At 66.0% G+C, this 11,175-nt stretch carries 8 protein-coding genes and 3 pseudogenes; 5 read left to right on the plus strand and 6 right to left on the minus strand.

Annotated elements, in window-relative coordinates; all coding sequences use genetic code 11:
• Positions 1–298 precede the first annotated feature (298 nt).
• The 3 genes from AB0E14_RS37975 to AB0E14_RS37985 form a co-directional block, all read right to left on the minus strand.
• Complete coding sequence (locus AB0E14_RS37975; protein WP_362429545.1) at positions 299–1,642, minus strand: IS4 family transposase; 1,344 nt, start codon at positions 1,640–1,642, stop codon at positions 299–301.
• Positions 1,590–2,366, minus strand: coding sequence for an IS3 family transposase (locus AB0E14_RS37980; RefSeq protein ID WP_362429565.1), 777 nt, complete (start codon positions 2,364–2,366; stop codon positions 1,590–1,592). Before AB0E14_RS37980 ends, AB0E14_RS37975 begins: the two co-directional genes overlap by 53 nt.
• 88 nt (positions 2,367–2,454) lie before the next feature.
• On the minus strand, positions 2,455–2,688 hold the full coding sequence (locus AB0E14_RS37985; protein ID WP_362429548.1) for a transposase: 234 nt from the start codon (positions 2,686–2,688) through the stop codon (positions 2,455–2,457).
• A gap of 560 nt (positions 2,689–3,248) precedes the next feature.
• Between AB0E14_RS37985 and AB0E14_RS37990 the strand changes: the two genes are divergently transcribed.
• Positions 3,249–4,598: a hypothetical protein gene (locus tag AB0E14_RS37990; RefSeq protein WP_362429551.1), complete on the plus strand. Its 1,350-nt coding sequence runs from the start codon at positions 3,249–3,251 to the stop codon at positions 4,596–4,598.
• Between the two features lie 40 nt (positions 4,599–4,638).
• A complete protein-coding gene (locus tag AB0E14_RS37995; RefSeq protein ID WP_362429554.1) occupies positions 4,639–5,034 on the plus strand; it encodes a PAAR domain-containing protein in 396 nt (131 codons plus the stop codon).
• 44 nt (positions 5,035–5,078) lie between these two features.
• Here AB0E14_RS37995 and AB0E14_RS38000 read toward each other — a convergent pair whose 3' ends face one another.
• Positions 5,079–5,837: an AraC family transcriptional regulator gene (locus AB0E14_RS38000; protein ID WP_362429556.1), complete on the minus strand. Its 759-nt coding sequence runs from the start codon at positions 5,835–5,837 to the stop codon at positions 5,079–5,081.
• A gap of 664 nt (positions 5,838–6,501) precedes the next feature.
• Between AB0E14_RS38000 and AB0E14_RS38005 the strand changes: the two genes are divergently transcribed.
• The 3 genes and pseudogenes from AB0E14_RS38005 (at position 6,502) to AB0E14_RS38015 (ending at position 10,046) form a co-directional block, all read left to right on the plus strand.
• A complete protein-coding gene (locus AB0E14_RS38005) occupies positions 6,502–7,773 on the plus strand; it encodes a peptidoglycan DD-metalloendopeptidase family protein (protein ID WP_362429559.1) in 1,272 nt (423 codons plus the stop codon).
• A 271-nt stretch (positions 7,774–8,044) separates the two neighbouring features.
• A pseudogene (locus AB0E14_RS38010) lies at positions 8,045–8,175 on the plus strand (IS5/IS1182 family transposase); the annotation flags it as partial.
• Between the two features lie 203 nt (positions 8,176–8,378).
• A complete protein-coding gene (locus tag AB0E14_RS38015; RefSeq protein ID WP_362429562.1) occupies positions 8,379–10,046 on the plus strand; it encodes a hypothetical protein in 1,668 nt (555 codons plus the stop codon).
• 107 nt (positions 10,047–10,153) lie between these two features.
• On the opposite strand, the pseudogene AB0E14_RS38020 reads toward AB0E14_RS38015, so the two are convergent.
• Both AB0E14_RS38020 and AB0E14_RS38025 read right to left on the minus strand, forming a co-directional pair.
• Positions 10,154–10,358, minus strand: a pseudogene (locus tag AB0E14_RS38020) (IS5/IS1182 family transposase); the annotation flags it as partial.
• Between the two features lie 31 nt (positions 10,359–10,389).
• Positions 10,390–11,082, minus strand: a pseudogene (locus AB0E14_RS38025) (IS5 family transposase); the annotation flags it as partial.
• Positions 11,083–11,175: the final 93 nt, after the last annotated feature.

Below are 11,175 nucleotides of genomic sequence, written 5' to 3' on the forward strand. Positions count from 1 at the left end.
CAGGCACCGAACGTCTACGAACAGCAGTCAGCTACTCTGACACTTGCCGCATAACGACACGAACAGGTGTCCACCTTTTGGGGACAAGGCCCGGTCTCGATGAAGGTGAAGACCTCGGCGCGGGCGGTGGCCCGGTCGGGCCAGATCCGGGTTCCGATCTCTTCCTTGAGCAGGGCCCCGAAACTCTCCGCTGCCGCGTTGTCGAAACAGGATCCGGTGCGTCCGCAGCTCTGTCGCAGCCCCAGCTGCTGTATTTGGTCCCTGAATTGCGTCGATGTGTACTCCAACACCGTTGCGTTTACGTCCGTGAGCGGTTTGCGAGTCCGTGTTCGAAGAACGTGACGGTGGCGTGGACGGTGTAGTTCTGGCTGGCCGTGGGGTGTTGTCCGGCGTTCGGTCCGTACTTGCTGGTGGGGTTCTTGCGGGTGCGGGCCTTGACGCGGTGCCGGTGGCGGGCGGGGTGCAGGGCGTCGAGGGCGGCCCGGCCGATGGTGCCGACGAGGTCGGCGGGTCCCGCCGGGGGCAGGATTCCGGTCGCGGTGGTGACGGTGTCGGCGGCGGTGGTCTGCAGGACGGTGGAGCTGATGCGGTCCATGTCCGTCCCGGGCCGGGTGCAGACGGTGTCGGCGGCAGCGCGAATCAGGGCCTGGTAGGTGGTCAGCAGGGCGTAGACCTCCTGGTCAAGGCCCTGAAGGCTGCGGGAGCGCAGGACACGGCCGTCCAGCATGGTCGCCTTGATCGGGAAATACGTCGTCTCCGACTGCCACCGCTCATGGTAAAGATCCACGAGCCCGGTGGCTGGGTGGGCGGCCGGGTCGAGGAGGCCGGTGAGCAGGCGCCTCTGCTCGGTGCGGACGGTGCCGTCAGCCAGGGTGACGGTCACGGACGCCTCGATGACGCGGACGGTCAGCAGGACTGGCAGGACGCAGTAGCCGATCCGGGCCAGATAGGAGCCGTCGCCCAGGTGCCGGAAGGGGGTGGGTATCCGGCGGGCGGAGGAGCGCACCAGGAACTGCGCGCCGGTGGCCTGGACGTCCCGGGCGAACTCGGCTCCGGCGAAGCCGGCATCGGCCAGCAGGAGCATCGTGCGGTCCAGGGCACTCAACAGGCCGCCTGCGTAGGTGAGTTCGCCGTCGCTCTCAGGGCCGAACGCGGCGGCCAGCACGGCACGGGTGCCGCACTCGACCAGGACCACGAGTCGCAGCAGCGGGTAGCCGAACTCCATGCTCTCGCCCGCTCGCTTGGGATAGCGCCAGGTGAGCGCCTCCTCATCGGGCACGTGGAGCAAAGTGCCGTCCACGGCCACGGTCCGAAGCCCTCGATAGAATGAACCGGCCTGCCCGAGGTGGGCGACGGGCCCGGCGAGGATCTCGAACAGCCGCCGCAGCGGTGCCGCTCCTATGCGCCGTCGGGCCCGGGAATGTGAGGAGACCGCCGGACGCACCAACGGCAGTCCGTCCAGCCCCGCCGTCAGGTTGCCCCACACGCCCCGGTAGGAGCAGCCCTCGAACAGTGCCAGCGCGAGGACGAAGTAGACCACGACCCGGGACGGCAGCAGCCGCAGCCGCTTCTCCCGTGACCCGGTCTCCTCAATCACCGTGTCCACCAGCACGAAATCCACGGTCTGGGGCAGCTCGCCCAAGTGGCCGGGCGTATACAGACCCCCGGCCGCCTCGACCCTGCGCGTGATGACAGACTTCTCCTGCAACGGGACTCCCGGTGATCACCTTGCCTCGACAATAAGTTGATCTATCAGGACGTCCCGTTGCGTCATTCACCCGGGCTGATGTGTACTCGCTGCCGCGATGACTGTGGATCACGCATCCGGGCTCCAGACCGCCTCGGCCGTGGGCCATGTCGAGGGCGTCGACGACGAGCTCGGCGCGATGGTGATCGGCCATGGCATAGCCGACGACCTCGCGGGTGGCCAGGTCCAGCCTGCAGGCGAGGTAGAGCCAGCCCTCGGCCGTCGGGAGACAGGTGATGTCGCCGACCAGCTTGACCCCGGGACGCTCGGCGTGGAAGTCGCGGCCGATCAGGTCCGGGGCCGGCTTCGCCTGCGTATCCGGCCGGGTCAGCGAGCGGTGCTTGCGGCGGGTGACGCCGCGTATGCCGCGCTCGCGCATGACGCGGGCGATGCGCTTGCGGTTCACCCGGCGCCCCAGACACCGCAGCTCAGCGTGGATGCGCGGGACGCCGTAGATGCGACGGGAGGCGATGTGGAGCATGGTGATCTCGTGGGCGAGCGCGTCGTCGGCCGCCCGGCGGGCCTGGCGGGCGGCCTCACCCACGCGCCAGGCGTAGGAGGAGGGCCACGTGTAGCACCCGGTACAACAGCACGATCGGGTAGTTCGCCTTCTCCGTATGGATCAACCGGTACAGCATGGTCACCGGTCGCTCTCCTTCACGAAGAAGGCCGCCGCTTTTTTCAGGATCTCGATCGTCTGCTGCTGTTCACGGTTTTCTCTGCGGAGCCGGCGCAGTTCCTCGCGCTCCGAGCCGGTCAGCTCCCCCCGGGGCGCCCTCGCCCTGGTCGGCCTTGGCCCGGCGGTACCAGCCGCGCAGGGACTCGGAGCTGATACCGAGTTCCCGGGCAACGGCGGTGACCGTCTTCCCCGAGGAGTCGACGAGCGCGACCGCGTCCCGCTTGAACTCCTCGGGGTACCGCTTCGTGTACTTGCTTCCCACCCGGTGCTACTTCCTCTGGAACCTCAGGTCTCAGTCTCCAGGTGTCCACGATCAAGGGGAAGCTTCATTCCTGGACTCCTCCGGATACAGAGACTTGCCTCCCACCTGGAACATCCCTCCCTGAACATCAAGATCCATTGTCAGGGTGCCCACCCCAAAGGATCAGCCTCAGGTGGTCACTACGATCGCGTTCGAGTACGAAGCTGAGAGAGGCCCCCACAGGGTGCCGCCGCCGACCCCGTCCCGTCTGGGGTCGCGTCAGCACACGCCAGGGTCCGCACACGCCAAAGAGCCCCTGCTGGCAAGCTCGGCAACCATAAGACCTCGGCATGACCATTCGCGACGCTCTTCGGCGGCGCCGCGGGAATATTGCGGGGCTCAGCACTACTGCGGGGTTCTCATCGGTGCGAGGTGGTACGCGTCCACGTGCACGCCGGATCCGGGCTCGCGTGCCCTCCGCGCAGCCCCATCGTGCAGTTCCTCAGGGCCGGAACGCCGCCCCTCGGTCGCTGTGGCGGAGATCGCCGCCCGCGCATTCTGGCCACGTGGGAGCCATCGTCTTGCAACTCGAATCCGACGTCCTTGCGATTCCTGGAGAGGAGAGCACGTGGACCGTCCAGGTCATGAACACCGGCACGATCGTTGACCGGTTCGAGCTGGACATCCTCGGCGAGGCCAAAGGATGGATCACGGCCGAGCCCTCGGAGGTGAACGTCTTCCCCGACCAGTCGGTCGAAGTGCGGCTGGTCTTCACGCCTCCCCGGTCGGCGGAAATCGCCGCGGGGGAGGTGACGTTCGGGCTCCGCGTGATGTCGCACGAGGACATCGAGGGCTCGGTCGTGGAGGAGTACGCCGTCACCGTCGGCAGCTTCACCGACTACGGCGTCACGCTGGTTCCCGCCACGAAGCGGGGCAAGCTCTCCGGGCGGTTCAACGCCGTCGTCGACAACCGCGGCAACGCGCCGCTGAAGGCACACCTCTACGCCTCGGACCCCGACGCCAAGGTGGAGTTCGCGTTCAAGCACGAGGAGGTGGAGGTCGCCTACGGCAAGGGCGTCGTCGTCCCGCTGAAGGTCAAGCCCACCGCCCGGAAGTGGCGCGGCACCGATTCCCAGTTCCCCTTCCAAGTCCTGGTGGTCGACGAGGACGACGAGGATGAGGAGCAGACGGCGGACGGCGTGCTCGTCCAGGCGGCGATCGTCTCGGACGCCCTGGCCAAGTTCGCCCTCGCCGTCTTCGCCGCCGTCATGGCGCTCTTCGCCCTCTGGTACTTCGTCCTCAAGCCGAGCGTCGAGTCCGAAGCGCGCAAGCAGGTCGCCGTCGCCACCGGACAGGACCCCGCCGCGGCCGGCGGAGGGGGCGCCGGGGGCGCCGGAACCGGCGGGGGCGGGGCAGGAGCGAACGGCGGAGCAGGCGCGGGGGGCGGTACCGGCGGAGGCGAGGCAGCGGGCGGGGCGGGCGGCTCCGACAAGAGTCGCTACCCGGCGCTCAACGGTAGCGGCACGGGCGATGGGAACGGCGGGGACGGAGCCGGAGGCTCGGACTCCAGCCTCCAGGCGGTGGACTTCCGGATCCAGACGGAGGTCAGGACCTCGGACGAGTTCGTGACGACCCGCTTCACCGTTCCCCGCGACCAGACGTACTACATCAGCGACATCCTCTTCGAGAACGCGGCGGGCGATACGGGTGTCATGCGCCTTCAGCGAGGCGAATCCGTACTGCGACAGCTCAGCCTGGACACCTTCCGGGACCGCGACGACCACTTCGTCGAGCCCATCGAATTCGGCCCCGGCGAAGAGGTCATCCTGTCCGTGCGCTGCCAGGCCCCGGGCGGACAGACCACGAGCACGGCGGAGTCGTGCACACCGGCGGCCTACTTCTCCGGGCGCACCGTGCTCTCCGCGAACTGACACCGCTGGATCACCGACCGGGAGAAAGGAGCGGCAGAGCATGGCAGGAGTACCCGCGGCGGCGATGGGCGACAAGGTGGTGGGGACGGACACGCACATCGTGATGGTTCCTTCGCCGGGCGGACCGGTCGAAACACCCATGCCGCTGCCGTTCACAGGAACGATCGCCGACGGCTGCTGTCAGACTGTCCTCATCTGCGGCAAGCCGGCGGCCACGGTCGACAGCGTCGCGTTCAACACTCCACCGCACATCCCCCCGGGCGGTGTCTTCAAGTCGCCCCCCAACAACAAGGGCACGATCTCGCGCGGAAGCTCATCGGTCCTCATCGGCGGCAAGGCGGCGGCCCGTACCGGCGACTCGGCGACGACCTGCAACGAGCCGGCCGTCCAGCACACCGCCACCGTCGTCGCCACGTCCAACGTGTTCATCGGGTAGCGAAGCGGTGCTGGAGTGCCGGCAGGACGGTGGCCGGACCCGCGTCAGCGGGCGCGATACGTCTGGGGCGGCACGCCCATCACGGACTTGAACTGCCGGCTGAAGAGGAAGCTGTCCGTGTATCCGTAGGCGACGGCCACCTGGGCTATGGACCTGTCGCTCTCGTCCAGGTGGAGCGCAGCGTGCTGGATGCGCCGCCGCACGAGCCATTCACGGGGAGGCACGCCGAAGGTCTTGCGGAACGTACGGGCGAAGTAGTCCTGGGACAGCCCCGCGACGCGGGCGAGATCCGCCACGGTGGGGCGGCCCGTGATGTGGTCGTCGACGAACTTCTCGATGGTCTGACGGACCGACGCGCTCAGCAGGCCCGTCGCGGCGTTCTCCTCGGCCTTACGGAAGAGCGCGGTGAAGAGCGTGAGCAGGATGCCCTGGATGCGTTCGGCCCGGAAGGGCAGCACCGAGTCCAGTTCACCCACGAGCTGGTCGAAGAGCGCCCTCACCTCCCAGACGTCCGGGACCAGGACAGCCGGCTCGAGACAGGCGTCGGTCTCTCCGTCGGCGGCCAGCCGGAACCGGTAGACGACGGTACGGCGGTCTTCGGGCGTTGACATCGTGAACGCGATGCGCGGGCGGATCCACATGACGCTCCCGGCGTCGACCGTCCAACGCTCGGTGCCGACGGTGGCGGTGTACTCGCCGTTGACGACGAAGTACAGCAGGTGCTCGCTGAGCCCCCGCGGATAGTCCGGACGCCAGCCCGTCTCCAGCGAATGGTGACCGAAGAGTCCAGGGGCGTGCACCACACGCTCAGGGCCGAGTCGCTTGAGCCACTGTGAGACTGCCTGGTGGCGAGCCAGGGCGCGATCGTCAAGGTTCGCGGGCTCGACCATCGGGTCCATCGGCCGTTTCGTGTCGAGTGTCAGCATCATGCTCAATATCGAGCGGCCCGCCGCGCACCGGACCAGGGAAAGTCCCTAGTCGCCAGTCGCCGACCGGGGCTCCCCCCGGGCACGGCGCGGTGCCCAAGGACGACGGCGAGTTGCGGCGTCTGCTGCGGCACTGCGGCACCCGGCCGCGCCACCAGGAGCAGTGACGTACACGACGGTCACTCCGAAGCTTCCGGGTGTGTCTTTCGCCTCTCCCCACGCATTGCCTCGGGTGCGGGGCGGTACGGGATCAACCGGGTCCACGGGAATCACGCGACGCACAGCGGGCGTCAGGGAGAATCCCTAGTGGCCTTCCAGCAGGTGTGCCCTCCGTCATGGAACTTCCGTGGAGGGTACGGACGGACGGCCCGAGGCCTCTCCCTTGTGGATCTCCTCGCCCCAACGGGCAGCACCTGCGTACCTTTGGCTGACCGTTCGGCCCTCTGAACGCCGACACCTGACTCGTAGGTTCAGGGCACTTCGCAGGTCATTCTGGACATTCGGTCCATGATCTTCGCGCGTCTGCAAAGGATGGCCCGAGATGCCTCAGCACAACAAGCATCGGAAGCCCAGGGCGAACGCCGCTCGGTCGAATGCCGCCATCGCAGCGACGGCTGTCGGTGCGGCGGGAATCGCGTTTCCACTGGTCACGGGGGCGACGGCGTCCGCGGCTTCCCTGTCGGCCTGGGACAGGATCGCTGAATGCGAGTCCAGCAGCCGATGGGATCTTCCGTACGGAGACGCGGACTCCACGGGCGGCCTTCAGATCCAGAAGCGGACGTGGGACGACTTCGACGGACCGGGAATCACGGGCGCCGAGTACCCGTACCAGGCCACCAAAGCGCAGCAGATACAGATCGCCGAGCTCATCCTCGCCCAGCAGGGACCCAATGCCTGGGCCTGTGATGTCAAGGTCGGCAGTCCTCTCGCCCGTGAGGGCGCCGCTTCCTCGGCGCCCACCGCGACGGCTGGCCGGGAAGAGGGGAGCGTTGACGTCCCCGACAGCGCTCCGCAACGACCTGTCAGCGCCATCGATCGCGGCGAGGCCGTCGTCCATCACGTGGTTCCCGGTGACACCCTCTACAAGATCGCCTTGCGGTACACGCATGACGCTTCGGCGGACAACTGGCGCCCGCTCTACCGGGCCAACGAGATGGCGATCGGGGGAGATCCGAACACGATCCACCCGGGCCTGTCGCTGACGATCCCCAGTCAGCGACACGCGTCCCCCAACACAGCCGACGCCCCCGCCGCGCCGACCCCGCAGACGACTCCGGCCACTGCGGCTGCTCCGGCCACGGAGACGGAACTCTCCGGGCCGTCGACGGACCCCGTGCCCGCCGCACCGGCCGTGCCGGCCACGGAGGCCGAGACCGGCTCCGGCTCGGCCAATCCCGTCACCGCACAGCACGTACTACCCGTCGACGGTACGGTCAGCCAGCGCTTCGGGAACCCGTCGAGCGGCTACAGCCTCGGGTACCACACCGGTCTCGACTTCTCCGCCCCGACCGGCACCCCGGTCAAGGCCGTGACCGCCGGAACGGTCGTGGGCGCGGACTCCTCCCCGTCCTACGGCATCAACGTGCAGATCCGACACGACGACGGGACGTACACCCTCTACGCGCACCTGTCGCTCGAGCGGGTCGGAGAGGGCGACCGTGTCGCCGCCGGGGATCTCGTGGGCTATGTCGGCAGCACCGGGAACAGCTCCGGTCCTCACCTGCACTTCGAACTGAGGACCGCGCCGGCGTTCGGGGCCGGCAATTTCCTCGACCCCGCCGACTGGCTCAGGCAGCACGGCGTCACGGTGTGATCGCCCTTGCGGCGGTGCGGGCGCTTCCCTGCCCGCCGTCTGTGGCACAACGTTCAGGGGGACTGCGTCGACCGGACCGGTCCGCAGTCCCCCTGCAACGATCAGTTGGGGCGGCCCGACGGTACTGCTCCCATTTCTGGGCGCCGGGCCTCGCCCGCGCACGCCATATCGGCACGGGCTGGTCGCAACCCTACTGGGGACTGGGCCACGAGCAGGCCGACTCCGACCGGCTCGTGGATGCCGTGCTTGAACCAGTTGACGGCGCAGGGCAGGCACCCCCATCGACCGGATCGCCGCAGACCAGCCGTACTACTCGATGAAGCACCGCCGACATAGGATGAACGTGCAGATCATCGCCCGTCCGATGGCACACCGCTGTGGTTCTCGCGCGCGACACCGGGCCGCACTCACGGCCTGACCACGGGCCCGGGCCCGCGGAATGATCCTGGCTGGCCTGACCAGGCAGATCCTCGTGCTAAAGGGCAGTGTGAGCCGATACAGCGTTCTGCAACGATGTGCTGGGCGCCCCCTCATCATTCTGTGTGACGGTGCGAGCTTCCACTCTTCCTCACTCAGGGTAGCCTTCCTATATTCGGGAGAACTAAATGACATACGACTGGAATCGCTTCCGAAGCATCTCACCCGCTCTCTCCCAAGAGCTTACGGCCTCTGTCGAGTACGTCATCCATCAAGACTTTCTGAATTCCAGTGAAGAACTCTCCAGCGCCCTGACCTGGGCTCTATATAATCATCCCCACTGGCAGCGCAAGCTCAATTTCCGTTGGGGTGCGGTCGACCTCGCAGCTACATTCACCACACGTGTCCTCAGGAGCCAGATCGGCCAGCAGTTTGTCGACACCCTGTATGGACTCATCCCCGGAATAAGGGCAGCAGGCGGCATGAATCCTCAAGATTTCCAAGAACTCCAGAATAGCTGCGAGGCGCTCGTCTCCGAGTATCTGGCTGATGCCCTTCTCCATCTCAACGCCGAGATGGAGAAGAAGTCGATGCAGAATATTCTGGCTAACCTCGACGCCCTGAACGCGCAAACCGTGAGCCTTCTCCAAGACGGCGCGAACGCATTTATAACCGTCTTCAGCGACGGCCACAAGCTGCACGCCCTGATAACCTTCGCCGCTGTTTGCAATCGCGATAATGAGTTTCCTTTCCTGGACGTGAAGTACAGGCTCCGCACAGTACTCCAGAGGCGACACGGCGAGATACATGTCCTACCAGAAGACAAGGCTGGAAGCGACGAAGAGATAGTTTCTCTCGTGAATAAAATTCTACCCGGAAAGGTGCTTATATCTCGCAAAGCCACGGACTCCACTCCGGCTAGTGCCGCCGAGATCACCGGCGAGAACGCGAGCGGCGACGACGGGAGCACTTATGATACGATGAAATTTGATTTTGATAACCAGACCCCTCCGCCATCTATTCTTTTCGCGAAACGCGAGTGGAAATCACCGGAAGAAAAGGCACTGCCGGGAGAGATTTTTACCTTCTTCGACGGGCTCGCCAGGGGCAATATACAGCGCCTCAAGTCACTTCGCAACGGGGATCGAACACGCATTATTCTGTTCATTTGGGAAAATAGGCGCTACGTGTTTGTCGGGCAGGACGACATTTCGATGTTCGGGTTCACCATCGAAGGATCGTTCCTCGCGAAGAAGCAGGGTAAATTGAAGCTCCTGCTGCAGGATATAGGGCCGACGTCGACGCCGACTGGACCGTCCTGGACCGTGAATCTTCTGCGGGAGCTAACAGATCTGACGGTGAGCATCGGGGCTACTGCGGAGTTCACTAAGCTCACCGACCTGTGGGAATTCGGGCGGGACACAAGAGCATGGGACGAGTTCGTCGACTTCGTCATGACCAATGCTGGTGACCGGGAACGCAGGCACGTTGGGGCGCTGAGCGCGTTGCGGACGGCACGTACAGACGCGGACTATCAAGCGATCTACACGGAGTACTTCGACGACAGGCCGATCCGCATCGACGAATACCTCCACGCTCCGCGTACCAAAGAGAAATTTCCGTACGGCGCGAAGAGCCGAGACACATTTAATATGCATCGCCAACCGGCTCTTCCGGTGCCGCCGACCATTGATGGCCCTACATATTTCGGTAGCGTCATGTCAAATGAGGAATTCCGGGAACTCGTCTACAGCCGAGCCACCAAAGCTAACCTCCGTAAGGCAGTCCTGGACCATGTCCTGCCCAGCCTCTCCACGCAGACCTGGGAGGCATTCCGAGCGACTCGCGCGGCCTGAACCCGGCGCTCACCGCCGTGCCCCACGTATGTCAGGCGTCAGGCAGACCGCCGGTCGGCTGCCCTCTAGACCCCCTGAACCAGGGCGGCACTCAGCAGTGAGCATTTTCAGCGTTGCCTTTCCAGGGTGAGCCGCAGCAATGGCGGTCATGCGGTTGGGGCCGCAGCGGGCTCGGCAGAAGATTCGCCAGAACTTCGGCCTTGCGATGCTCCGTTCGGCCGGTGCCCGTGCCGCCGACAGGGCCCGGTTGTTCGTCCGCTTGGTTGTGGTCGGGTCATGCCCGGGGAGTCGCCTGATCGGTGTGGTCACCCAGACATCCCGGATTGCCGGATTGGGATGCGGTTCATATGCCGCGCCAGCTCGGGGTGGATTCGGTGGTGAAGTCTGCGGGTCATGAGGTTGATCATCGCGAGGTAGATCGTGGCTTCGGAGCGGTGTGGGTGGGCGTCGTAGTCGCGGGCGAGGCGGCGGTGGTTCATGAGCCAGCCCAGCGTTCTCTCGACGGTCCATCGACGGGGCAGGACGGCGAATCCCCTGGTGGTGGGGTCGCGGCGGACGATGTGCATGCCCATGCCGAGGGTGGCGGCATGTTCGACGAGGTGCTGGCGGTAGCCGCCGCCCCAGGTCTTACGGGCGGTGGGATGCTCGACAGCCACCCGTTCGCTGAGAGTCTGGCCGGCGATCGAGTCCTGCACGCTGGCCGCGGTGACCAGCACTCCGAGGAGGAGTCCGACGGTGTCGATGACGATGCTCCGCCTGCGGCCCACGATCTTCTTGCCGGCGTCGATGCCCTGCCCGAAGGCGGGGACATTGGTGGAGGTCTTGATGCCCTGGGAGTCGATGACGCAGGCGGTAGGTTCCTCCTCGCGGCCTTCCTGCCTGCGGACTTGGCGGCGGAGGAGCGTGTTGAGCTGGTCGAAGGCGCCTTTTCCTACCAGCGGTCGAAGTAGGCGTAGACGGTGTTCCCGTGCGGGTAGTCGTGCGGCAGATAGCGCCACGGGATCCCCGTCCGGTTCACGCAGAGGATCGCGTCCAGGGGCCTTGTCCCCAAAAGGTGGACACCTGTTCGTGTCGTTATGCGGCAAGTGTCAGAGTAGCTGACTGCTGTTCGTAGACGTTCGGTGCCTGT

It is taken from the genome of Streptomyces sp. NPDC047981 (assembly GCF_040653315.1).
In the GTDB taxonomy this organism is placed as follows: domain Bacteria; phylum Actinomycetota; class Actinomycetes; order Streptomycetales; family Streptomycetaceae; genus Streptomyces.

Excerpts from the sequence above, each read along its gene's own strand:
- AB0E14_RS37995 (WP_362429554.1), top strand. The coding sequence starts at position 4,639 with ATGGCAGGAGTACCCGCGGCGGCGATGGGCGACAAGGTGGTGGGGACG.
- AB0E14_RS38005 (WP_362429559.1), top strand. The coding sequence starts at position 6,502 with ATGCCTCAGCACAACAAGCATCGGAAGCCCAGGGCGAACGCCGCTCGG.
- AB0E14_RS38015 (WP_362429562.1), top strand. The coding sequence starts at position 8,379 with ATGACATACGACTGGAATCGCTTCCGAAGCATCTCACCCGCTCTCTCC.